The sequence below is a fragment of the Agromyces sp. NPDC058136 genome, assembly GCF_042884375.1.
GTDB lineage: Bacteria > Actinomycetota > Actinomycetes > Actinomycetales > Microbacteriaceae > Agromyces.
In genome coordinates this window covers 106,862-130,036 of record NZ_JBHVUA010000006.1, presented here as the reverse complement: position 1 = coordinate 130,036, position 23,175 = coordinate 106,862, and the positions used below count along the sequence as shown (strand labels likewise).

The 23,175-nt window shown below is 70.9% G+C and carries 18 protein-coding genes; 13 read left to right on the top strand and 5 right to left on the bottom strand.

The window, feature by feature from the left end:
• The first annotated feature begins 31 nt into the window (after window positions 1–31).
• A complete protein-coding gene (locus ACFVTX_RS16390; protein WP_386901973.1) occupies window positions 32–958 on the top strand; it encodes an ABC transporter substrate-binding protein in 927 nt (308 codons plus the stop codon).
• Between the two features lie 28 nt (window positions 959–986).
• Here the strand turns inward: ACFVTX_RS16390 and ACFVTX_RS16385 are convergent, their stop codons facing one another.
• The 3 genes from ACFVTX_RS16385 to ACFVTX_RS16375 are packed head-to-tail and all read right to left on the bottom strand — an operon-like array spanning window position 987 to window position 3,043.
• On the bottom strand, window positions 987–1,679 hold the full coding sequence (locus ACFVTX_RS16385; RefSeq protein WP_386901971.1) for a DedA family protein: 693 nt from the start codon (window positions 1,677–1,679) through the stop codon (window positions 987–989).
• 34 nt (window positions 1,680–1,713) lie between these two features.
• Window positions 1,714–2,667, bottom strand: coding sequence for a M56 family metallopeptidase (locus ACFVTX_RS16380; protein ID WP_386901969.1), 954 nt, complete (start codon window positions 2,665–2,667; stop codon window positions 1,714–1,716).
• Between the two features lies 1 nt (window position 2,668).
• Entirely contained in the window at window positions 2,669–3,043 is a 375-nt protein-coding gene (locus ACFVTX_RS16375) for a BlaI/MecI/CopY family transcriptional regulator (protein WP_386901967.1), read from the bottom strand.
• A gap of 88 nt (window positions 3,044–3,131) precedes the next feature.
• Between ACFVTX_RS16375 and ACFVTX_RS16370 the strand changes: the two genes are divergently transcribed.
• The 12 genes from ACFVTX_RS16370 to ACFVTX_RS16315 all read left to right on the top strand — a co-directional run bounded on the left by ACFVTX_RS16370 (window position 3,132) and on the right by ACFVTX_RS16315 (window position 20,815).
• On the top strand, window positions 3,132–4,544 hold the full coding sequence (locus ACFVTX_RS16370) for a cytochrome ubiquinol oxidase subunit I (protein WP_386901965.1): 1,413 nt from the start codon (window positions 3,132–3,134) through the stop codon (window positions 4,542–4,544).
• Between the two features lie 14 nt (window positions 4,545–4,558).
• A complete protein-coding gene (gene cydB, locus ACFVTX_RS16365) occupies window positions 4,559–5,563 on the top strand; it encodes a cytochrome d ubiquinol oxidase subunit II (RefSeq protein ID WP_386901963.1) in 1,005 nt (334 codons plus the stop codon).
• A 10-nt stretch (window positions 5,564–5,573) separates the two neighbouring features.
• The gene (cydD, locus tag ACFVTX_RS16360) at window positions 5,574–7,211 is read left to right on the top strand and encodes a thiol reductant ABC exporter subunit CydD (RefSeq protein WP_386901961.1); all 1,638 of its coding nucleotides are present in this window, start codon (window positions 5,574–5,576) and stop codon (window positions 7,209–7,211) included.
• Window positions 7,204–8,922 (top strand): thiol reductant ABC exporter subunit CydC, encoded by a 1,719-nt coding sequence (cydC, locus tag ACFVTX_RS16355; RefSeq protein WP_386901959.1) that lies wholly within the window; start codon window positions 7,204–7,206, stop codon window positions 8,920–8,922. The genes cydD and cydC overlap by 8 nt, the downstream gene beginning before the upstream one ends.
• A gap of 9 nt (window positions 8,923–8,931) precedes the next feature.
• Window positions 8,932–10,410 carry an aminodeoxychorismate synthase component I gene (gene pabB, locus ACFVTX_RS16350; RefSeq protein WP_386901957.1) on the top strand — a complete coding sequence of 493 codons (1,479 nt, stop codon included), beginning with the start codon at window positions 8,932–8,934 and terminating at the stop codon, window positions 10,408–10,410.
• A gap of 93 nt (window positions 10,411–10,503) precedes the next feature.
• Window positions 10,504–13,077 carry a leucine--tRNA ligase gene (leuS, locus tag ACFVTX_RS16345; RefSeq protein ID WP_386901955.1) on the top strand — a complete coding sequence of 858 codons (2,574 nt, stop codon included), beginning with the start codon at window positions 10,504–10,506 and terminating at the stop codon, window positions 13,075–13,077.
• A gap of 141 nt (window positions 13,078–13,218) precedes the next feature.
• Entirely contained in the window at window positions 13,219–14,793 is a 1,575-nt protein-coding gene (locus ACFVTX_RS16340) for a glycosyltransferase (RefSeq protein WP_386901954.1), read from the top strand.
• A gap of 579 nt (window positions 14,794–15,372) precedes the next feature.
• Window positions 15,373–16,830 carry an ABC transporter substrate-binding protein gene (locus ACFVTX_RS16335; RefSeq protein ID WP_386901952.1) on the top strand — a complete coding sequence of 486 codons (1,458 nt, stop codon included), beginning with the start codon at window positions 15,373–15,375 and terminating at the stop codon, window positions 16,828–16,830.
• A 34-nt stretch (window positions 16,831–16,864) separates the two neighbouring features.
• Window positions 16,865–17,803, top strand: a complete 939-nt coding sequence (locus ACFVTX_RS16330) for an ABC transporter permease (RefSeq protein ID WP_386901950.1) — start codon at window positions 16,865–16,867, stop codon at window positions 17,801–17,803.
• Window positions 17,800–18,654: an ABC transporter permease gene (locus tag ACFVTX_RS16325; RefSeq protein WP_386901948.1), complete on the top strand. Its 855-nt coding sequence runs from the start codon at window positions 17,800–17,802 to the stop codon at window positions 18,652–18,654. Before ACFVTX_RS16330 ends, ACFVTX_RS16325 begins: the two co-directional genes overlap by 4 nt.
• Window positions 18,651–20,273 (top strand): ABC transporter ATP-binding protein, encoded by a 1,623-nt coding sequence (locus ACFVTX_RS16320; protein ID WP_386901947.1) that lies wholly within the window; start codon window positions 18,651–18,653, stop codon window positions 20,271–20,273. The genes ACFVTX_RS16325 and ACFVTX_RS16320 overlap by 4 nt, the downstream gene beginning before the upstream one ends.
• Window positions 20,270–20,815 carry a GNAT family N-acetyltransferase gene (locus ACFVTX_RS16315; protein WP_386901945.1) on the top strand — a complete coding sequence of 182 codons (546 nt, stop codon included), beginning with the start codon at window positions 20,270–20,272 and terminating at the stop codon, window positions 20,813–20,815. Before ACFVTX_RS16320 ends, ACFVTX_RS16315 begins: the two co-directional genes overlap by 4 nt.
• A gap of 236 nt (window positions 20,816–21,051) precedes the next feature.
• On the opposite strand, the gene ACFVTX_RS16310 is transcribed toward ACFVTX_RS16315, so the two are convergent.
• Window positions 21,052–22,440, bottom strand: a complete 1,389-nt coding sequence (locus ACFVTX_RS16310) for a hypothetical protein (protein ID WP_386901943.1) — start codon at window positions 22,438–22,440, stop codon at window positions 21,052–21,054.
• Complete coding sequence (locus ACFVTX_RS16305) at window positions 22,430–23,155, bottom strand: TIGR03943 family putative permease subunit (protein WP_386902159.1); 726 nt, start codon at window positions 23,153–23,155, stop codon at window positions 22,430–22,432. Before ACFVTX_RS16305 ends, ACFVTX_RS16310 begins: the two co-directional genes overlap by 11 nt.
• Window positions 23,156–23,175: the final 20 nt, after the last annotated feature.

Genomic DNA, 23,175 nt, shown 5'->3' with positions numbered 1-23,175 from the left:
TGGGAAGACCCGTCCGAGAAAGGGAACGGCAATGATCACAGCAGGAAGAGGCCGGCTCGTCGCGCTCGCGGCGGTCGCGGTCGGGGCGACAGTGGCCCTGGCAGGGTGCGCGTCGGGCGATCCGCTCGACAGCGGATCGGGAGCGAGCGACGCGGGTGGCGACACCCTCGTCGTCGGCTCGCAGGACTACTACTCGAACGAGATCATCGCGGAGATCTACGCGCAGGCGCTCGAGGCGAACGGCTTCACGGTCGAGCGCGACTTCCGCATCGGTCAGCGCGAGGTCTACATCCCCGAGATCGAGGGCGGTGAGATCGACGTCTTCCCCGAGTACACGGGCAACCTGCTGCAGTTCTACGTGCCTGACACGACGGCGACGACCGCCGACGACGTGTACGCCGAACTCGAGGGCGCGCTGCCCGAGGGGCTGCGGGTGCTCGACCAGTCCGACGCGACCGACCAGGACTCCTACAACGTCACGAAGGAGTTCTCGGAGACGAACGGCGTGACGAGCCTCGCCGACCTCGCGAAGGTGACGACGCCGTTGACGCTCGGCGGCAACTCCGAGCTCGAGACGCGCCCGTACGGGCCCGAGGGGCTGAAGTCGGTGTACGGCGTCGAGGTCGGGTTCACGCCGATCGAAGACAGCGGCGGGCCGCTCACCATCAAGGCCCTGCAGGACGGCTCGGTGCAGCTCGTCAACATCTACAGCGCGAACCCGGCGATCGCGACGAGCGAGCTCGTGACGCTCGCCGACCCCGAGGGCCTGTTCCTCGCGTCGAACGTCGTGCCGGTCGTGAGCGAGAAGGTCGACGACGCGGCCGCCGAGGTGCTGAACACCGTGAGCGCGGCGCTCACCGCCGCCGACCTCGTCGCCCTCAACGCGTTGAGCGTCGACGAGCAGCAGTCGGCCGAGCAGATCGCGAGCGACTGGCTCGCAGAGCAGGGGCTGTTCTGATCGAGGCGGAGGCCGAGCCGGATCGCGCCTAGCGGTCGGCGTCGAGTTCGGAGGGGTCGGGTGCCGTGGCATCCGGCCCCTTCGCCGCCTCCATGTGCTTCGCCTCCGAGCGCACGATGAGCTTCTTGACGCCCCAGACCGCGATGAGGAACAGCGCGATCACGGCGACGAAGAGGTAGCCGGCCCAGTGCAGTTCGCGACTCAGCTCGCGGTAGCCCTCGGCGGCGACCGAGCCGACCGTCACGTACGCGAACGCCCAGATCACGCACGCGGGCACCGTCCAGGCGATGAACTTGCGGTACCGCATGGTGCTCATGCCGACCGTGAGCGGGATGAGCGAGTGCAGCACCGGGAGGAAGCGGGAGATGAAGATCGCGGGCCCGCCGCGGCGATCGAGGTAGCGCTGGGCGCGGTGCCAGTTGTCTTCGCCGAGCTTGCGGCCGAGCCGGGAGTGCAGGATGTGCGGGCCGAACCATCGGCCGAGGGCGAAGCCGATGCTCTCGCCGATGAGCGCGCCGGTGATGACGGCGATGACGAGGGCGAAGTACTCGACGGGGCCCTCGACGGCGGTCGCGGCGACGAGCACGATGGTGTCGCCCGGCACCACCAGGCCGATGAGCACGCTCGTCTCGAGCATGATGCCGAGCCCGGCGAGGAGGGTTCGGGCGACGGGGTCGACCGCCTGCACGGTGCTCAGGATCCAGTCGAGGATCTCGTTCATCGTTCGAGCGTAACCGCGGCGGGCGCGTCGCGCGTCACCCTGCGGAGTGATCCGCGAGCGCGGCCGCGTAGGCCGCCAGTGGGACGCACAGCAGAAGGGCGCACGCGGCGATCACGAGGGCGCGGGTCGTCGTGGGGGCGAGCGTCGGCGTCGCGGATGCCTCCGGGCCGTCGCCGAGCCGGGCGAGCCGGGCCTCGAGCATGTCGGCGTCGGCGATGACGGTGTCGTCGCCGTACCCGCCTGGCCCTCCCTCGCCGACGACGAGGAGCGCGCCGCGGAGTGCATCGTCGCCTGCGACGCGGCGGGCGCGGTCGTCGGCGAGCATCTCGGCGAGGAGGATGACGGAGCGTTCGGCGCGGTTCGCGATCGGGAACCACGGCAGCGCGCTGTGCCACGCACGGAAGGCGAGGAGGACGAGGTGGTGGAGCTGGTCGAGGTGCGCCCGCTCGTGGGCGATGACGGCCGCGAGCTCGTCGGGCGAGAGCGCGTCGATGAGGCCGTCGGTGAGCACCGTCGCGGTGCGGATGCCCGGCACGCAGTAGGCGAGCGGAGCGGGGTGAGCGAGCACCCGGGTGTGGGGCTGCCCGGGCATGGGGTCGCCGAGGACGGCGATGAGCTGGTGCTGGCGGCGTCGTTCGCGTTCGGCGCGCACCGCGGTGAGGGCGAGGTTCAGGGCGAGGTGGATCGTGAGCCCCGCGGCGAGGGTGAGTGCGGCGAGGTGCACGACGCCGAAGTGCGCGGGGATCGGCCCGGTGAAGAGTGCGGGCATGAGGGCCCGCCAGGCGCCGAGCAGCGAACCGGCCGGGGAGGCGCCGAAGACGAGCAGGCCGCCGATCATGGAGAGCCCGCCGGCGACGGCGATGGCCTGCCAGAGCGCGAGGGCGACCGCGGGGGAGCGGGCGGGCCAGGCCGCGCGCGAGAGCACGAGCGGGATCGGCCAGGCCAGCGTCAGCGCGAGCGCGCCGAGCCCTACGGCGACGGCGACCACCTCAGCGGCGGGCGAGATCGTCGAGCAGTCGGCGCAGGGTGGCCGCTTCGCCGTCGCTCACGGTGCCGACGAAGCGGGCGAGGGCCGCGTCGCGGTCGCTCGAGCGGTCGAGCACCTCGTGCATGAGTTCGGCGGTGTGCTCTTCACGCGAGAGCAGCGCCTGATAGCGGTGCGGTCGGTGCTCGCGGGTGCGGCTCACGAAGCCCTTGCGCTCGAGGCGCGAGAGCACTGTGAGCACCGTCGTCGTCGCGGGGGTGCGCCCGCTTTCACCGTCGCGCAACGCGAGCGCGTCGCGCAGCTCGTTCGCCGAGAGCGCGGCGTCGCTCGACCAGAGCACCTCCATCACGGAGCGCTCGAGATCTCCGAGACTCGCCATACGACCAGACTACCGCCGTTCTCGAATTTGTTCTACGCTGCGTAGAAGAACGTCGAGGCGACGTTCCTCACGTCTGAAAGAGGCATCCATGAATGAGTTGCTCGACCCGCTGCTGCTCGCTCGATGGCAATTCGGTCTGACGACCGTCTACCACTTCCTGTTCGTCCCGATCACGATCGGTCTCGCGACCACCGTCGCGATCTTCCAGACCGCGTGGTTCCGCACCGACAAGCTCGAGTACCTGCGCATCACGCGTTTCTTCGGCAACCTCTTCCTCATCAACTTCGCCATGGGCGTCGTCACCGGCATCGTGCAGGAGTTCCAGTTCGGCATGAACTGGTCGGAGTACTCCCGTTTCGTCGGCGACGTCTTCGGCGCCCCGCTCGCCCTCGAGGGCCTGCTCGCCTTCTTCTTCGAGGCGACCTTCATCGGCCTCTGGATCTTCGGCTGGGACAAGCTGCCGCGCGGCATCCACCTCGCGACCATCTGGTGCACCGCCATCGGCACGATCGTCTCGGCGTACTTCATCCTCGCGGCGAACGCGTTCATGCAGAACCCCGTCGGCTACGAGATGAACGCGGAGAAGGGCCGCGCCGAACTCGTCGACATCGGCGCGCTGCTCACGAACCCGGTCGCCCTCGCCGCGTTCCCGCACACGATCGCCGCGAGCTTCATGGTGACCGCCGGCCTCATCATCTCGGCCGCCGCCTGGCACCTCTCGCGCAACCAGCACCTCGACACGATGCGCCCCGCCCTCAAGTTCGGCCTCTGGACGATGGTGGGCGCCGGCATCCTCACGACCCTCTTCGGCGACCAGCTGAGCCTCGCGATGGTCGCGACGCAGCCCATGAAGATGGCCGCGGCCGAGGCGACCTACGACACCGTCTGCGGCGCGGATGCCTCGTTCTCGCTGTTCACCCTCGGCACCCCCGACGGCACGAGCGAGCTCTTCTCGATCCGCGTCCCCTATCTGCTCTCGCTGCTGTCGACGCACTCCTTCGACGGATGCGTCGAGGGCATCAACGACCTGCAGGCGCAGTACACCGAGCTGTACGGTCCCGGCGACTACGCCCCGACCATCTGGGTCACCTACTGGGCCTTCCGCTGGATGATCGGCCTCGGCATGCTGCACGTCCTCGTCGCGGTCGTCGGCCTCTGGCTCACCCGCAAGGGCCGGATGCCGAAGCAGCGCTGGATCTGGAAGGTCGCGATCTGGAGCTTCCCGCTCTCGCTCGCCGCGATGAGCGTCGGCTGGGTCTTCACCGAGATGGGCCGCCAGCCCTGGATCGTGTTCAGCCTGCTGCCCACAGAGTCGGCCGTCTCGCCGAACGTCACCGGGCTCGACGTGCTCATCTCGCTCGTCGCCTTCACCCTCGTCTACGGCGCCCTCGCGGTCGTCGAGGTGCGGCTCATCATCCGGGCCATCAAGAAGGGCCCACCCGAGCTCGGCGAACCCGACCCCGAGTCGGGCCGCATCGAACCCGCCACCACGGTCTACTGAACGGAGCAGCACCCATGGATCTCCCCACGCTCTGGTTCTGGATCGTCGCGTTCCTCTTCGTCGGCTACTTCGTGCTCGACGGCTTCGACTTCGGCGTCGGCATGTCGCTGCCGTTCCTCGGCAAGGACGACACCGACCGCCGGGTCCTCATCAACACCATCGGCCCCGTGTGGGACCTCAACGAGACCTGGGTGATCGTCGCGGGCGCCGCGCTGTTCGCGGCGTTCCCCGAGTGGTACGCGACGCTCTTCTCGGGCTTCTACCTCGCGCTGCTGCTCATCCTGCTCGCGCTCATCGGTCGCGGGGTCTCGTTCGAGTACCGGCATCAGCGGCCCGAGTCGCAGTGGAAGGGCCGATTCGACCTGCTGATCATCATCGGCTCCGCCGTGCCGGCGTTGCTCTGGGGTGTCGCGTTCGCGAACATCGTGCAGGGCGTGCCGCTCGACGCCGATCACAACTACATCGGCACGCTGTTCGACCTGCTGAACCCGTACGCCCTGCTCGGCGGTCTGACGACGCTCCTCCTCTTCTTCACGCACGGCGTCGTGTTCGTGTCGCTGAAGACCGAGGGCGAGCTGCGCGAGCGCGCCCGGCGGCTCGCGGTGCGGGCCGGGTTCGTGACGGTCCTCGTCGCCGCGTCGTTCCTGCTGTGGACGGGGCTCGCCCACGGGACGCTCTGGTTCTGGATCCTCGCCGCGGTCGCCGCCGTCGCCCTCATCGGCAGCTGGATCGCGAACCTGCGGGGCGCAGAGGGCGTCGCGTTCTCGCTCATGGCGGTCACGATCGCCGCGGCGGTGTTCGCGCTCTTCGCGGCGCTGTTCCCCGACGTCATGCCCGCGTCGAACGATCCGGCGAACAGCCTCACGATCGAGAACGCCTCGTCGACGCCGTACACGCTCACCTTCATGAGCTGGGTGGCGCTGATCTTCCTGCCGCTCATCCTCGCGTACCAGGGGTGGACCTACTGGGTCTTCCGCAAGCGCGTCAGCCGGGCGCACATCGAATCCGCCGCGCACTGAGCAGGATCGCGTGAAACCTCTCGACCCCCGGCTCGTTCGCCGGTCGCGCGCCGCCCGCGGCTTCCTCGTCGCGGGCGGTGCGCTGGCCGTCGTGCAGGCGGCCGCGATCATCGCGGTGGCGTGGTCGATCTCGACCCTCGTCGTCGTCCTCATCGAGGGCGCGGCGATGGCCGAGGTCGCGCCCGCGCTCGTGGTGCTCGTGGCCGCGGCGTGCGTTCGCGCCCTCTCGAGCTGGGGGTGGGAGCTCGTCGGCTCGACGGGCGCGCAGCGCGTCAAGGGCGAGCTGCGGGCCGAGCTCCTCGCAGCGATCGAGCGTCGGCCCGGTGGCATCCCCGGGTTCGGGGCGGCGCGGATCGCGACCCTCCTGGGCCCCGGTCTCGACGCGCTCGACGAGTACTTCGGCAAGTACCTGCCGCAGCTCGTGCTCACCGTCGTCGCGACCCCCGCGTGCGTCGCGGCCGCGTGGATCGCCGACCCGCTCTCGGGGCTCGTGCTCGTGATCGTGCTGCCGCTCATCCCGGTGTTCATGGCGCTCATCGGCATGGCGACCGAGGCCGTGCAGCGCCGCCAGTGGGAGAGCCTGTCACAGCTCTCGCGCGGGTTCCTCGAGGTCGTCGGCGGGCTGTCGACGCTCATCCTGTACGGGCGCGCCGAGCGGCAGGCGAAGCGCATCCGCGAGGTCACCGACGGGTATCGCAAGCGCACGATGAAGGTGCTGCGCATCACCTTCCTGTCGGGCTTCACGCTCGAGTTCGGCGCGAGCCTGTCGGTCGCGCTCGTGGCGGTGTCGATCGGTCTGCGGCTCGTCTCGGGCGACATGTCGCTCGCGCCGGGCCTGTTCGTGCTGGTGCTCGCACCCGAGGTGTTCCTGCCGCTGCGGAACGTGGGCGCGGCGTTCCACGCCTCGGCGGCCGGCGTGACCGCCGCCGATGACGCGTTCGAGCTGCTCGATGCGGCAGGGGTGCCAGAGCCCTCCGAGGCGGGCGTCCGCCCCGCGGATGCCACGGCGCCCGCGCCGGGCACCGGCCTCGTCGTCCGCGGTCTCGGGGTGCACCGCGGCGACCGCGCCGTGATCGACGGCCTCGACGCGCACGTCGCGCCGGGTTCGCTCGTCGCCGTCGCCGGCCCGAGCGGCAGCGGCAAGTCGACGTTCTTCGCTGCGCTGCTCGGTTTCGCGCCGGTGTCGGCCGGCACGGTCGCATGGGACGGCCGCCCGCTCGGCGACCGTGGACGCGAACTGGTCGCGTGGGCGGGGCAGTCGCCGACGCTCCTCGCGGGCAGCGTCGCCGACAACGTGCGCCTCGGCGACGAGGGCGCCGATCCGGCGATCCTCGACCGGGCCGTCGCGATCGCGGGCGTCGACGTTCCCGTCGAACTCGCGCTCGGCCCGGGCGGGCGGGGCGTGTCGGGCGGTCAGGCGCAACGCATCGCGATCGCCAGGGCCGTGCACCGGTTGCTCGCCCGGCGCCTGCCGCTGCTCCTCCTCGACGAGCCGACCTCCGCGCAGGACGCCGCGCGCGAGGCGGCCCTCGTGGAGCGCCTCCGCGAGCTGTGCGAGGAGGGCGTCGCGGTGCTCGTCGCGACGCACCGCCCGGCGCTCCTCGAGGCGGCCGACGGCATCGTCGAACCGGCGGTGGCCCATGTCTGAGCGTCGCGACCCGCGCACCGCGGCGGGCACCCGCGCGGTGCTCCGCTCGAGCATCCCGTCGTTCTCGCGACTCCTGCCCTCGGTGCTGTTCGGCATCCTGTCGGGCGGTTCGGCCGTCGTGCTCCTCGCCTGCTCGGCGTGGCTCATCGCGCGGGCGGCCGAGCAGCCGCCGGTGCTCTACCTGTCGCTCGCGATCGTGGGGGTGCGCGCGTTCGCGCTCGGGCGTGCGGTGTTCCGCTACCTCGAGCGGTTGAGCGGCCATGATGCCGCGTTCCGGCAGTTGGCGGCGATCCGCACCGGCATCTTCGAGCGGATGCTGCCCGTCGCGCCCGACGGCATCGCCTCGCTCCGCCGTGGCGAACTGCTCGCCCGCTTCGTCGGCGATGTCGACGAGCTGCAGAACGTGCCGCTGCGGGCGGTGCAGCCGGTCGTGAGCGCGCTCGTCGTGCTCGCGGGCGCGGTCGTCGGCGTCGCGCTCCTCGCGCCGGGCTCGGCGTTCGCCCTGCTCGGATGCCTCGTGCTCGGCGTCGGCGCGACGCTGCTCGTGCAGCGCGCGGTCGCCGCCCGCGCCGAGGCGCGGCTCGCCCCGTTGCGCGGCGAACTGCAGGCCGCGGTCGTCGAGCAGGTGCAGTCGCTCGAGATGCTCGTCGCCTTCGGCGCGGCCGAGGCGGGGCGTGCGCGCATCGCGGCGCTCGGCGACCGGCTCGCCCGGTCGACGCGGGCGAGCGCGTCGGCCGCGGGAGCCGCGGCGGCGATCATGTCGGCCATCGGCGGCATCGCCGTCGCCCTCGCGGTCGTCACCGCCGAGCCGCTGCTCGCGTCGGGGGGCATCGACGGCCCGACGTTCGCGGTGCTCTGCCTCGTGCCGCTCGCGATCGCCGAGGTCGCTGCGGCGATCCCGCCCGCGGCGAGCGCGTGGCGTACGGGCCGTGTGAGCGCCGCCCGCGTTGCGAGTGCGGTGCCCGAGCGGGCGCCCGCCGAGATCCCGGTCGCGCCGACGAGCCCGGCCACTCCGCCTGCGGCGCACCCCGCTCCCGCGATCTCGCTGCGCGACGTCACCGCGAGCTGGCCAGGGGCCGCGGCCCCGGTGCTCGACGGGCTCGATCTCGACCTCGCCCCGGGCGAGCGGGTGCTCGTCCGCGGTGAATCGGGGTCGGGCAAGTCGACGCTCGCGCACGTGCTCGTCCGGTTCCTCGAGGTGGGCGGCTCGTACCGCATCGGGGGAGTCGAGGCATCCGAGCTCGAACCCGGCGACGTGCGCCGCCTCGTCGGGTTCGTCGAGCAGCGACCGTGGCTCTTCGACGAGGACGTGCGGCAGAACCTGGTCTTCGCGCGCGACACCGCGAGCGACGACGAACTGCTCGAGGTGCTCGACCGCGTCGGGCTGCGCGACTGGGTGCAGGAGCGCGGCGGCCTCGGCGCACGGGTCGGCGAGCGCGGCTCGCTCGTCTCCGGCGGGCAGGCGCAGCGCCTGGCGCTCGCGCGGGCGATGCTCGCCGGATTCCCGGTGCTGGTGCTCGACGAACCGACGGCGAACGTCGACCGCGACCGTGCCGACGCGCTGCTGCGCGACCTCCTCGGCGCCGCGGAGAGCGACGGCCGCACGGTCGTGGTGATCTCGCACGTGCCCGTCGACCCCGGACTCGTCGACCGGGTCGTCGCGATCGAGGGCGGCCGCGCGGTCGAGCAGGCGGTGCGCGCGGCGCCCTAGGCTTGGGGGATGCCCCGCAGAATCCGGTCTCGCGTGCTGCCCTGCTGGCGCGACCCCGCCGCGGTGTTCGAGCGGTGGTTCGCCGGCGCCGAGCACGTCGTCTGGCTCGACGGCGGCGACGACGCGAGCGGTGTCAGCGTGCTCGGCCGGGCGCACCCCGGGAGCGAGTTCGTCGTCGCCCGGCTCGCGGGCGATGCGGGCACTGCGGGCCGTGTCGAGGTCTCGCGCCCCGGTGCGGATGCCGCGCCCACGACCGTGCGCGAGGGCGAGGTGTTCCCGCTGCTCGCCGAGGCGCTCGCGATGCCCGTGGTCGAGCTCGAGCCCGGTGCGCCGTCGCCGGGGCCGCTCGGCTGGTTCGGCTGGTTCGGCTACGAGCTCGGGGCGGCCGCCGACGGGGTCGCGGTCGCGCACGCCGAGACGCCCGATGCCGCGTTCCTGTTCCTCGACCGGGTCATCGTGTTCGATCACGCGGCGCGGGTGGTGCGGCTCGTCTGGCTCGACTCCGACGACGACGACTCCAATGACGACTCCGGGGGCGCCGACGCCTGGGCCGACGAACAGCAGGCAGCGCTCGGCGACGGCTTCTCCGGCGAGGCGGCGACGCGCGACGCGCCGGCCGCCGACGGGACGCCCGCCACGGAGCATCCGCCCGTCGCCCGATGGCGGCACGACGCCGCGCGCTACGCCGAGCTCATCGACGCCTGCCAGGCGGCGATCGTGCGCGGCGACGCCTACCAGCTCTGCCTCACCAACCGGGTCGACCTCGACGTGCACCCCGACCCGGCGGGCACGTACCTCGCGCTCCGCGCATCGAGCCCGAGCCATCACGGCGGCTACGTGCGCTTCGGCGAGTTCTCCCTGCTCAGCGCCTCACCCGAGCTGTTCCTGCACATCGAGCCGACGGGCCTCGTCTCCACGAAGCCGATGAAGGGCACCCGCCCGCGCGACGCCGACCCCGCCCGCGACGCGGCCCTCAGGGCCGAGCTCCTCGCGAGCGACAAGGAGCGCGCCGAGAACCTCATGATCGTCGACCTCATGCGCAACGACCTCGGGCGCATCGCCGAACTCGGCAGCGTCGGGGTCGACGGCCTCCTCGAGGTCGAGGAGTACCCGCACGTGCACCAGCTCGTCTCGACCGTGCGGGCGCGCATCGCGCCGCAGCTGACCGCGGTCGACGTGGTGCGGGCCGCGTTCCCGGCCGGGTCGATGACGGGGGCGCCGAAGCACAGCGCGATGTCGATCCTGCACGGCCTCGAGGAGGGCCCGCGCGGCGTGTACTCGGGCGCATTCGGGTACCTCGGCGTCGACGGCGGCGCCGATCTCGCGATGGTGATCCGCTCGATCGTGCTCGCCCCCTCGGGCGCGAGCATCGGCACGGGTGGCGGCATCACGGCGCTCTCGATCGCCGCGGAGGAGATCGAGGAGACGCGGGTGAAGGCCCGCGCCCTCCTCGCGGTGCTCGGCGCGGCATCCACCCGGCCGGAGTGACTAGGCTGGATACCCGAGTGCGCGCTGCGATGCGGCGCGCCCCGAGGACCCGCGGGCCTCGCCCGCCGAGCGACACACACGATTGAGAGTCACGTGGCACACGATCACGACCCTGCACACGCCGAGGCCGGCGCGTACGACTTCGCCGAGATCCAGTCGAAGTGGCTTCCCGTGTGGGACGAACTGCAGCCGTTCCGCGCCGGGCAGCCTGGCGACACGCGCCCCCGCAAGTACGTGCTTGACATGTTCCCGTACCCTTCGGGCGACCTGCACATGGGCCACGCCGAGGCGTTCGGCTTCGGCGACATCGCCGCGCGCTACTGGCGTCACCAGGGCTTCGACGTGCTGCACCCCATCGGCTGGGACTCCTTCGGGCTGCCCGCCGAGAACGCCGCCATCAAGCGCGGCGCCGACCCCCGCGAGTGGACCTACGCGAACATCGCGCAGCAGAAGACCTCGTTCCGCCAGTACGCGCCGAGCTTCGACTGGTCGCGCGAGCTCCACACGAGCGACCCCGAGTACTACAAGTGGAACCAGTGGCTGTTCCTGAAGCTCTACGAGAAGGGCATCGCCTACCGCAAGGCGGGCCAGGTCAACTGGTGCCCCAACGACCAGACCGTGCTCGCGAACGAGCAGGTCGTCGACGGCCACTGCGAGCGCTGCGGCGCCGTCGTCACGAAGAAGGCGCTGACGCAGTGGTACTTCCGCGTCACCGACTACGCCGACCGCCTGCTCGACGACCTCAACCAGCTCGAGGGCACCTGGCCGTCGAAGGTCGTCTCGATGCAGCGCAACTGGATCGGCCGTTCGGCCGGCGCCGACGTCGAGTTCGAGATCGAGGGCCGCGAGGGCCGCGTGCCCGTGTTCACGACGCGCCCCGACACGCTGTACGGCGCGACGTTCATGGTCGTCGCCGTCGACTCCGAGCTCGCCGCCGAGCTCGCGGACGGCGCCTCCGCCGAGGTGCAGCAGCGCTTCGGCGACTACCTCGACTCGGTGCGCGCCGAGAGCGACATCGAGCGTCTCGCGACCGACCGCCCCAAGACGGGCGTCTTCCTCGAGCGGTACGCGATCAACCCGCTGAACGGCGAGCGCCTCCCGGTCTGGGCGAGCGACTACGTGCTGGCCGACTACGGCCATGGCGCGATCATGGCCGTGCCCGCGCACGACCAGCGCGACCTCGACTTCGCGCGCGCCTTCAACCTGCCGGTGCGGGTCGTGGTCGACACGAACGCGCCCGTCACCGGGGTGATCCCCGTCATCCCGCTCGACGAGAACGGCGTGCCGTACCTCCCCGAGGACCTCGAGCCGCTCGACCCCGCCGGCACCGGCATCGCGCTGACCGGCGAGGGCCGTCTCATCAACTCGGGCCCCCTCGACGGCCTCTCGAAGTCGAACGCGATCCGTCGCGCGATCGAGATCCTCGATGAGCGCGGCACCGGGCACGCGGCGAAGAACTACCGCCTGCGCGACTGGCTGATCTCGCGCCAGCGCTACTGGGGCACGCCCATCCCGATCATCCACTGCGCCGACTGCGGCGAGGTGCCCGTGCCCGAGAGCGAGCTGCCCGTGCGGCTGCCCGACGTCGCCGGCCTCGACCTCACCCCGAAGGGCACGAGCCCGCTCGGCGGCGCCGAGGACTGGGTGAACGTGGCCTGCCCGAACTGCGGCGGTGCGGCGAAGCGGGACTCCGACACGATGGACACCTTCGTCGACAGCTCCTGGTACTACCTGCGGTACCTCAATGCGAACGACGACACGAAGGCGTTCGACCCGGCCGAGGCCGAGAAGTGGGCGCCCGTCGACCAGTACGTCGGCGGCGTCGAGCACGCGATCCTGCACCTGCTGTACTCGCGCTTCATCACGAAGGTGCTGTTCGACCTCGGCTACCTCGGCTTCACCGAGCCGTTCACCTCGCTGCTGAACCAGGGCATGGTGCTCATGGACGGCTCGAAGATGTCGAAGTCGAAGGGCAACCTCGTCGAGTTCGCGTCCGAGCTCGCCGCGCACGGCACCGACGCGCTGCGCGTGACGCTCGCGTTCGCCGGCCCGCCTGAAGACGACATCGACTGGGCGGACGTCTCGCCCGTGGGCTCGGCGAAGTTCCTCGCGCGCGCCTGGCGCATCGCCGGCGAGGTCGCCTCCTCGCCCGAGGTCGACTGGTCGACGGGCGATCGCGCGCTGCGCAGGGTCACCCACCGACTGCTCGCGGATGCCCCGGGGCTCGCCGAGGCGTACAAGTTCAACGTGATCGTGGCGCGCCTCATGGAGCTCGTCAACGCGACCCGCAAGGCGATCGACTCGGGAGCCGGGGCATCCGATGCCGCGGTGCGCGAGGCGGCCGAAGTGACCGCGATGATCCTCGACCTGTTCGCGCCGTTCACCGCCGAAGACATGTGGCAGCGACTCGGCTACGAGCCGACGGTCGCGCTCGTGCCGTGGCGCAAGGCCGACCCGGCGCTCCTCATCGACGAGCAGGTCACCGCCGTCGTGCAGGTCGACGGCAAGGTGCGCGACCGCCTCGAGGTCTCGCCGAAGATCTCGGGCGACGAGCTCGAGCAGCTCGCCCGCGCCTCCGAAGCGGTGATCCGCTCGGTCGGCGACCGCGAGATCGTGAACGTCATCGTGCGCGCCCCGCGCCTCGTGAACATCGCGACGCGCGGCTGACACCTCCGAGCTCGCGTGCTCGAGCGGCGGTCGACCTCCGGGTCGGCCGCCGCTGCCGTCTGCACACAGACTCTGCAAAGGCTGTCGCAATAGCGTCGAAGCATGTTCGATCGTGATGGGGGAGCGACCGTACGAGTCAGGATGCCCCGGGGCCGCCACTTCGCGGTGACCTGGTCGATCCCCGGCGGCTACGGCGGGATGACGGCGGCGATGCTCGCGCGTTCATCGTCGTTCGCGCGGCTCGGCGGCGTCCCGGTGCAGGTGCTGACCTTCGACGCGTGCCCCGACACGCCGGCGCTCGAGGACCGGCTGCGCGAACGCGGTGCGATCGCCGACGGGGTGCGCATCGTGAACCTCGTCGAGTGGTTGCGCGCGAATCCGTTGCCGGGCGGGCGGCTGCGGCTCGACGAGGGGGAGTTCACGCCGCTCGCCGAGGCGGAGGCCGACGAGGTGCTCCGTCGCGAGGACGGCCGGGTCATTGCGAGGGTGCGTCACGGCGACGAGGGCCGTGTGCTGCAGATCGACCACCTGCGCGACGACGGCAGCCTCGTGCTGAGCGACCGGCGCGACCGGCGCGAGCGCGGGGTGCTGGGCGGGCGCTCGCTCGTGCTGTGCGACGAGACCGGCGCACCCGTGCGGTCGTGGCGCCGCGCCTGGCCGCTCTACACGGCCTGGCTCGACGCGCTCACCATGGGGCATCCGGCGTTCATGATCGTCGACAGCAAGACCATCGCGCCGTTCATGCTCGACTACCGGCGCGCGAACGTCGTGACCGCGCACGTCGTGCACGCCTCGCATCGTGCCGCACCGGGTGCGGAGCATCCGATCCGCGCCTCGCGTCGCGAGGTCTTCGAGCGCCTCGACGACTTCGACCTCGTCGCCCTGCTCTCGCGGCGGCAGGCCGACGAGGTGGCCGCGATCGTCGGGCCGCATGAGCACGTCGCCGTCATCTCGAACGCGAAGCCGCCCGAGTCGTCGACCGGGACGGGGTCTTCGACCGCGTGGGGGTCTTCGCCTGCGGGCGCGTCGACGCCTGCCCGCCCGCTCGGCGCCGGGATCATGCTCGCGTCGCTCACGGCCCGCAAACGGGTGTCGCACGCGATCCGGGCGGTCGCGAGCGCTTCACCTGCTGCGCCCGACGGGCTCTCCCTCGATGTCTACGGCGACGGCGAGGAGCGCGCGCAGCTCGAGCAGCTCGCCGCAGACGTGCCTGGCTTGCGACTGCACGGATTCGTGCCCGATGCCCGGCAGCACCTCGCACAGGCGTCGTTCCTGCTGCTCACCTCGCGCTCCGAGGGCTTTCCGCTCGTGCTCGTCGAGGCGATGGCGGCGGGATGCATCCCGATCGCGTACGACCTCCGCTACGGCCCCGCCGACCTCATCCGCGACGGACGCAACGGCTTCCTCGTGAAGCCGGGCGACGTCGACGCCCTCGCCGCCGCGATCGCGTCGCTGCAGCGCATGCCGCCGCGCCGCGTCGCCGCGATGCGACGCGCCGCAGTGCGGAGCGCCCGCGCCTTCGACGAGCGGCGCGTCGTCGCGACCTGGGCGCGCGAGCTGTCGTGGGCGCAGGCCCGCCGCGAACTGCGTCGCTCGCACCGCGTGCCGCGACTCCGGGCTGCGCTGCACCGCGTGCCGTTCGGGGCGGGGGCCCGGCGCGCCGCCGTGCGGGCCCAGGCGGTCGTCGGTCGATTCGGCCGCGCCCGGCGCGACTGATCGCGCTCGCACTCGCGCTCCGTTTCCGCGGACGCTGCCGTTGTTCGGCTCGTCCACCCCTGCTGACGCCGAGCACTCGCTTTGCTCGCCTCGGCTGCATTGGGTCGATCGCCCCGCGCCTGCGAACGGAGGCCGACATGGCCCAGCCCATCTACGGCATGCTCACCTCGCTCGACGGCTATGTCGAGGCGTCCGACGGCGACGGGATCGGCACCGGCGCCCCCGCTCCCGGCAAGGCGAGAAACGGCTGAGACCGGCCCTCGCGGACCCCGGCTCAGGCTTCGCGCGGCCGCCGCGGTTCTCACCTCTCGCCACTGTCCGGGGCTCGACGTCAGCTGATGAAGCTCTGGCCGGTCCACCCGACCGCAGGTCGAAGTGCGGCTTGCGAGCCGTTCCGCGCCAGTGTTGCAAATGATAATCATTCTCTATAAAGTGACACAGACATCCGACCACTCCTCATCAAAAGGACCCGCCGTGCGTGGAACTCATCGCCTCTCCGCCCTTTCAGCCGCCGTGCTACTCGCCCTGACGCTCAGCTCCTGCGCCCCTGCCGCAGGGCCCTCGCAGCCGTCTTCGGACGTGCTGCATGTCGCAGCCCCGGCCATCGCCAAGAGCATCGACCCGGCCGCAGAGCTCACGGCTTCGTATCTTCGAGCCCACGGTGCGGCGGAAGCGCTGATGCGCATCACGCCCGAGGGTCGGGTCGTTCCTGAGCTGGCCGAGTCGATGCAGCCGATCAGCCCGACCGAGTGGACGGTGAAACTCCGAGAAGGCGCGAAGTTCTGGAGCGGTGAGACGGTCGATTCGGCCGCCGTCGTCGCATCCCTGGAACGATCGAAGCGACTGAACGCCCTCGCCTTGGGCCAGTTGAAGGACGTCACCGCGGAGGTCGCCGGGACGTACGAGGTGCGGCTGACCACCACCTCGCCGCAACCGGAGCTCCCGCTCGCCCTCGCGCACTACCAGACCGTGATCTACAACGCCTCGCGGCTCGCGCCCGACACCGCGGGCGGCACGGATCCGGCACTCTGCGACCTGACCGGACCGTACCGCGTGAGCGAGTTCAGCACCGAGCGCAGCATGACGCTCGAGGCCAGCGAATCCTGGTGGGGCGGTGTGCCGAAGCTCGAGAGGATCGAAGTCCAGCAGGTGACCGACAATCAGGCACGCGCACAGCTCGCACTCTCCGGGCAGGCGGACATCGTCCAGGACGTGCCGAGTGAACGAGCGCGAGAGCTGCAGCAGTCAGAAACGGCGCGCCTTGTCAGCACTTCGGCCGCCAACACCGTCGCCGTCTACCTGAACCCGGCGTCGACGGCGGCCCCCGCCCTGGCCGACGTGCGCGTGCGGCAGGCGCTCGGATGGGGCGCAGACCGCGAGGAACTCGTCGACCTGGCCACCAACGGCCTGGCGACGCCGACCTCCAGCTGGCTGGCGTCGAACCCCGCCTACCCCGACGCGGACACCACGGGTTTCACGGCCCTCGACAGCGACAAGGCCGCGCAGCTGCTGGATGACGCAGGCTGGGTGCTGGTCGACGGAAAGCGGATGAAGGACGGCGCACCGCTCACCCTGCGGCTGCTCACCTTCGGGGCGGAGGCCGCCACGGGTGAAGTGCTGCAGTCGCAGTGGGGACGGCTGGGCATCGACGTTCAGGTCAACAACGTGGAGAGCACGCTGATCACGCAGGCGATCGCGAACGGGGACTGGGATGCCGCCACGCAGGCCTGGACCACGGTGGGATCGACCTCCACGCTGATCGCCGGCCAGATCGCGCCCGACGGCGCCGGAAACCATGCGAAGCTCGTCATCCCCGGCATCGCCGACCTGCTCACGACCGCCGCCACCGCGCAGGACGCGACGCTCCGGCAGACGGCGCTGCTCGAGGTGAACGAGCTGATGGTGAACGAGGTGCCCGCGATTCCGCTCCACACTCGGGTGGTCGCGACCGCCGTCGGCGACAACGTGACCGGCTTCACCGCTCATCCCCTGCAGTACGAACAGTTGATCACCGGCGCGGTCGGAATCAGTGACTAGGCGGCTCGTCGTCGCACTCCCTGTGGCGCGCGTTGTGGGTGTAGGCACCCTCTCGGCTCTCGCGATCGCCGCGGTGGCGTCGATTCTGGTGTTCGGCTTGGTTCGCTCGGCTCCTGGAGACCCCGTCGATCTCGAGTTCAGCGCCTCAGGCGCCTCGGCCTACTTGAACCCGGAAGAGGACGCCGAGCTGCGGCAGGCGCGTCGGGCTGAGCTCGGCCTGGACAAGTCGGTGCTCGAGCAGTATGTCCTGTGGGTGGGACGGATCGCATCGGGCGACTTCGGCGTGTCCTTTCGTTCCGGCGAACCGGTGCTCGAGACGATCGCCACGCGCTTGCCGGCCAGCATGAGCCTGGGCGCCTGCGCCATGGTGCTGCTGGTGCTGATGTCGGTCGCGACGGCGTGGCTCGCGGTGCGGTGGGCGGACGGCTGGATCGACCAGGCACTGCGTGTCCTGAGCATCGCGGCCGCGACCGTTCCCACCTTCCTGACCGCCACGTTGGCTTTGAGGTGGGCGGCGGAGGCGCTCGGCTATCCAGTTGCTGGTGAAGCGGATCCGACGCGGATCTGGTTGCCTGCGTTCGTCATGGCACTGTCCGGAGTGCCGACGATGGCCCGTGTGCTGCGTGCGTCGCTGCTGGAGGAGAGCAGTCGACCCTTCGCCGTCGCCGCCCGGGCACGCGGTGCCCGGGCGCGGACTGTGCTGATGCGCCATACGCTCCGGCCTGCGCTCGCACCGGTCGTCGCCTTGACGGGTCTCAGTGCGGCAGCGCTGATGGGGGGCGCCGTCATCACGGAAGTCGCGTTCTCCTGGCCCGGTGTCGGCGCGCTCGCTATCGATGCCATCGCCGCCCAGGACTATCCCGTGGTCCAGGCCTACGTCATCGTCATGGTCCTGCTGGCGATCCTCGCCAACCGCTCCGTGGATGTCGCGCAGAGACTCCTCGATCCCCGGACGCGACGGACGGCGGCATGACGGATGCGACGGGGTCCGATCCCGCATCCCGCACGCACGAGGGTAGGAGCCGTGGGCGTCATCTGATCGTCATCGGCGCGGTGCTTTGCGGCGGCATGGTGATCCTCGCGATGCTCTCGCCCTGGCTCGGGTTGCAGGATCCCTCGCTTCAACTGGCCGGAGCTGCGCTCGAGGCCCCGTCGGGCGAGCACTTGCTGGGGACCGACAAGTACGGTCGGGATGTCTTCTCGCGGGTTCTTCACGGGGGACGGCTGACGCTGCTGTTCACCGGTATCGCCTTGCTCGGTGTCGTTGCGGCGGGGACCGTCATCGGCGCGATCGCCGCCAGCGCACCTCGGGTGATCGACACGGCGGCCACAAGTGTCTTCGACCTGCTCGTCTCCTTCCCCGCGGTGATCGTGGCACTGGCCCTCGCGGGAACCTTCGGTCCCTCGATGGTCATCGTCCTGGGTGGTGTGATGCTGGTGATGTGGGCTCCGTTCGCGAGGCTGTCGCGCGCCCTGGTTCGCCAGGCGATGGCATCGCGCTCGGCCCAGACGGCGCGTGCGCTGGGGTCCGGCCCAGGCATCCTGCTGGTGCGGGAGATCTGGCCGCGCCTTCGTGGGCCGGTCGTGGTCCTGGCCGCGGTGGAGGCAGGTCAGCTCATCACCATCGTCGCCGGTTTGAGCTTTCTCGGGTTGGGGGCTCAGCCGCCCAGTCCGGAGTGGGGGGCGATGCTGCAGGAGGGCCGTGCCACGCTGTGGTCCGCACCCCACGTGCTCCTGGGCCCCGGCCTCGCCGTCCTCGCCACCGTACTGGGACTCACGTGTCTGGGTGAGGGGATGCGCGACTACTTGGACGCACCGACATGAACCGCTCGCGACCGGTTCTCGTCCTCGCCGGACTGAACATCACCATCGACGGTGCCCGGATCCTCGAAGACGTCGGAATCACGCTGCATTCGGGTCGGATACATGTCGTGCTGGGGGCGAGCGGCTCAGGAAAGTCGACGCTGCTGCGAACGCTCATGGGCCTGCACCGTCCCGGGGTCATCGTACAGAGCAGCGCGTTCCGTCTCAGCGTGCGCGACGGACTCGAGATCGTTCGCGACTGGGACCTCGGCGACGCCGACGAACGCGTCTGGGCGGGCATCAGAGGAAGCCGGATCGGCATGGTCTTCCAGGACTCGGCCGACACGTTGACCCCGCTTCGGCGGGTCGGCTCGCTGCTCGCAGAAGCCTCCCGCGGTATCCCGCAGCCGTGCCGGACTGCGACCGGGAACCGCCTTCACGAGGCCGGAATCGATGAACACGCCGGAGTCGAGCGGAACTACTGCTTCGAGCTCAGCGGGGGAATGGCGCAGCGCGTGGGGTTCGCCCTGGCCGTCGCTGGAGAGCCTGCCGTGCTGCTTGCCGACGAACCCAGCACGGCGCTGGACGGGGTCGCCCGACGGGCCCTGGCGGATGCGCTGAGACGACGCGCCGAGGGGGGAGCGTCAGTGCTGCTCGTCACTCACGATCGCGCCCTTGCTTCGGCATTGGCCGACGACGTCACCGTTCTTCACGCGGGACGGTGTCAGCAGACGGGGCCGGCCGAGGAGGTACTGGCCGCACTGCCACAGCGAGGCGGGGGCCGAACCTCGGATGCGGGCGTCCACGTGGCTGATTCTGCGAACCGCGCCATCGTTCCGAGCGGGGGCGTCACGAGGTCGTCAGCGGTGCGCATACGCGGCCTGCACCACGGCTATTCGGCCGCAGGCCGTGACGTCCTGCGAGGCGTCGACCTCGACCTGGGTGAGGGCGAGTCGCTCGGCCTGCTCGGCCGAAGCGGGTCCGGCAAGAGCACGCTGATCAAGTGCCTCGTCGGCCTCGAACGACCGCGCGCCGGCACCATCGAGGTTGCCGGTCTCGCAGCCTGGAACCACCCGTGGAAGCGACTCCGACGCGAGATCCAACTCATCCCACAGGATCCACGGGCGGCGCTGAACCCATGGCGGACGGCATTGCAGCAGATCATGGATCCCCTGGACTTCCACCGCATCGGAACGCGCCGTGGACGGCTCGACCGCGCCACCGAGCTCCTGGACCTGGTCGGCCTGACCCGGCTGGGGGATCGCCGTCCCGACCAGCTGAGCACCGGACAGTGCCAGCGGGTGAGCATCGCCAGAGCCATGGCAGTCGCCCCGTCGGTCCTGGTGGCCGACGAACCCGTGACCGCCCTCGATGGTGCCGCACGGACCGTGATGCTGGGACTTCTCCGCACGCTGTGCCGGTCATCCGGCGCCGCCATGCTCGTGGTGTCGCACGACATCGAGGCGCTCGAGGAACTGTGCCCGCGCATCGCGGTGCTCCACGATGGTGCGATCGTCGAGGAACTCGTCGCGGGCCGGCTGGAGCAGGCGGTCAGCGACCCAGCCCGAAGCATCATCGATGCCTACTTCTCACTGGCATCACGCAGATTCCCGAACGACGAACGAAAGGGGACGCAGTGACGACATACCGAATCGTTCCGGCCGAGCATGCCCGGCATCTCCGAGGAGCACGCCACGTCGTCCTTGAGGTGGCCAGACGCGACTTGGGATACGGCTACGTCCCGGAATGGCATTGGGATCTCGACGACATGGCGGAGATCTATGTGCGACATCCCCGACAGGCCATGTTCGTCGCGCTGCTGGAGGACTCCGTCGTCGGCACCTGTGCGATCAGGCTCGGGGGGCCGTCATCGCCTCCGCACCCTGCCTGGATCGCGGCACGATACGCGGACTCCGACACGGTCGCCCAGCTGCTTCGCCTCGCCGTTCTGCCCGGCCACCGAAGAAGGGGCCTGGCAGGGAGGCTGGTGGCTGCCGCCTGGGATTTCGTGCGCGCCGATGCCCGCATCGAACACCTCTGCCTGCATACGAACGCACGTGTTCGAGGGGCAGAGCAGTTCTGGCGCTCCACTGCCGCCCGGGAGATCCTCGATGCACGCACAGGGCAGGAGTGCGCCGACCCCCGCTTCGAGACGATCCACTTCGAGCTCCCCCTCCACTGAGCAGTCCGCTGAGGCTTCGCCGACGGATGTCGTGGACCACGTCGGCCCGGCGAGCATCGCGGGCGGCGATCGTCTTGCGGGATTGCGCTGTCTGACGACATGGCGAGCAGGGGCCGGGCCGTCGTCGCGACCCGGCCCCTTCGTCATCCGTCGATCAGCTCAGCGGCTTGCGACGCCGGACAAATACGAGCTCTTCGCGCGTGGCCGGCACCGTTCGGGACTGGTGTCCGCAGTGATCAGCCGCACCAGTCCGTCGAGCCGCCGTTCTGCGTGCGGACGACCTCGCCGGTCTCCGCGTCGATGATCGTCGTGAACCGGTCGACGATGGAGGGCGCGTTCGGGTACCCGTCGGACTCCCCGCCCTGCTGCGCCGTCTCGACGGCGAGCAGCCGGCCGTTCGGTGAAAGACACGAGGCGAGCAGCTTGCTTCCGTCGGCTGTGGCGTACAGGAGGGTGGTCCTGCCAGCGGCGACGCGGGCGATGGTCGAGTGGACCTCGTGGCCGCCCTCCCGGTTCGAGACGAGCAGCACCTCCATGAGGTACGCGCCGTCGCGGTCGAGTTGCAGTACTCGTCCCGGGTAGGCGTCGTGCGGCAGGTCCGCTGGAGGCAGGTCGTTCGCCCGCGCCTTGCCGGTCGTCAGGTCGAGCAGGGTGCCTCGATCGGGGTCGGCGACGATGAGATCGGTCGACCCGGGCAGAATGCCACGCAGCTCCTCGTGCGCTCCGAGCGGCGCCGGCGGCTGCAATCCGAGGGCATCGACGACGAAGAGCGAATCGTCGACGGTGCGGACGACGAGCGAGGTGGTTCCCGGCACGAATCGCCAGTCCGCCACTTCGAGCGGATCGCCGTTCGCACCGAGCACCGGCCGGGGTGCCGCCGCGAGGCCCGAGACATCGAGCACGAACAACGCGTTCCTGATGGCCGGAACGCCTCCGTCGGGGCGGGGGAGACCGGTGAGTCGGTATGCGATGAGCGGATGCGTCGTCGACCCGCCGATGTCCCGCACGACGCCCGGCTCTGCCAGGCCGAGCGTCTGCACCTCGTCACCGATGCCCGCGACGCGAAGGGTGTTGCTGCCGTCCTCCTCGATCGCGACGGCGACGACGGCCTCGCCCGCGTGCGCGAAGGCCTGGAGTCGGGGCGCTTCGATGACATCGACGGGAGCGTCACCCGCGACCGTGGTGCGGCGCACCACGTCGGCGCGGCCGTTGACGCTGCGTCGATCGAGCGTATAGACCGCTTCATCGGCGGTCGTGAACCGATAGGCGAGATCGGCTGCGCCGGGCAGGGCGGTGCCGACCACATCGGCCACCTCGACCAGGATCTCCTCGTCGTAGGGGAGCGGCCGTTCGAAGACGATCACGAGGCGATCGCCGTCGACCGTCAGGTCGGCCGGTTCGGATGGGGTGATCCTCAGATCGCCGACCTCGCTCACGGGCTGGTTGAGCTGCAGCACGAGCCTCGTGCCGGCGAGGCGAGTCACCCGTTCGGCGTCGACGGTGCCCTCGACGAGCTTCGGGCCCTGCCAGATGCCCGCGACTGCGAGAACGATGGACGCCGCCGCGAGCACTCCGACGGTCGACGCGAGCCTCTTGCGGAAACGGCGCGAGCCGTCAGAAGACATACGGCTGCTCCGGCTGCACGGTCGGCACGATCTCGTCTGGCAGGAGCACGAGTTCCTCGCCGCTGCCCGGATGCACGGCGAACCCACCGGCCGTATCGACCCAGTCGTCGGCCGAGAACTGCTCCTTCCATCCGTCGAGGTACACCGGAACCCCGACCGGCTGTGCATCCACGGCGCAGCACGTGATGGAGAAGCGTGCGACGTAGAACAGGTCATCGGGATTCCCCGGCGCCGGCGTGATGAAGCCAGTCAGCGACGCGACCTGCCCTTCGAACGCGGAAGGGTCGTCATTTTGCGCGAGCAGCAGCGCCCAGTCCTTGACGGTGAAGGTCGAGGGATCCGCTCCGGTGAGGCTTGGTGCGTCGCCCGAGAGGTCGGCGGCCGTACGGTCGATGTCGCGTTGCACGGCGGTCTGCGCGGTGAGCGTCGCAGGCGGGAAGGCGAGCATGGCCACGGCGGCGGCCACGATCGTCACGACGGAGATCACCGCATCGAGGGTGCGACGGCCGACCGGCGTCCCGCCCGCGGCATCCGGCCCTCGATGCTCGGGGTGATCGTGGCCGCCTTCATCGTCACGACCCCGCGGCGCTGCGGGCCGCGCGAGCGCGAGGGCCGCCACGGCGAACAGGCCGCCGACGACGGCCATGACGATGGTGAAGGCGAAGTACCGCGGGTGGATGTAGAGGCCGAGTTGCCCGCTGAGCGCGAGCCCCACTGTGGCGACGACCCCGACGA

What these genes read in the sequence shown, in the direction of transcription:
- ACFVTX_RS16310 (WP_386901943.1), bottom strand. Translation starts at nt 22,440, where the DNA reads ATGTCTTCTGACGGCTCGCGCCGTTTCCGCAAGAGGCTCGCGTCGACC.
- ACFVTX_RS16390 (WP_386901973.1), top strand. Translation starts at nt 32, where the DNA reads ATGATCACAGCAGGAAGAGGCCGGCTCGTCGCGCTCGCGGCGGTCGCG.
- ACFVTX_RS16385 (WP_386901971.1), bottom strand. Translation starts at nt 1,679, where the DNA reads ATGAACGAGATCCTCGACTGGATCCTGAGCACCGTGCAGGCGGTCGAC.
- ACFVTX_RS16340 (WP_386901954.1), top strand. Translation starts at nt 13,219, where the DNA reads ATGCCCCGGGGCCGCCACTTCGCGGTGACCTGGTCGATCCCCGGCGGC.
- cydB (WP_386901963.1), top strand. Translation starts at nt 4,559, where the DNA reads ATGGATCTCCCCACGCTCTGGTTCTGGATCGTCGCGTTCCTCTTCGTC.
- cydC (WP_386901959.1), top strand. Translation starts at nt 7,204, where the DNA reads ATGTCTGAGCGTCGCGACCCGCGCACCGCGGCGGGCACCCGCGCGGTG.
- ACFVTX_RS16375 (WP_386901967.1), bottom strand. Translation starts at nt 3,043, where the DNA reads ATGGCGAGTCTCGGAGATCTCGAGCGCTCCGTGATGGAGGTGCTCTGG.
- ACFVTX_RS16325 (WP_386901948.1), top strand. Translation starts at nt 17,800, where the DNA reads ATGACGGATGCGACGGGGTCCGATCCCGCATCCCGCACGCACGAGGGT.
- pabB (WP_386901957.1), top strand. Translation starts at nt 8,932, where the DNA reads ATGCCCCGCAGAATCCGGTCTCGCGTGCTGCCCTGCTGGCGCGACCCC.
- ACFVTX_RS16320 (WP_386901947.1), top strand. Translation starts at nt 18,651, where the DNA reads ATGAACCGCTCGCGACCGGTTCTCGTCCTCGCCGGACTGAACATCACC.
- ACFVTX_RS16370 (WP_386901965.1), top strand. Translation starts at nt 3,132, where the DNA reads ATGAATGAGTTGCTCGACCCGCTGCTGCTCGCTCGATGGCAATTCGGT.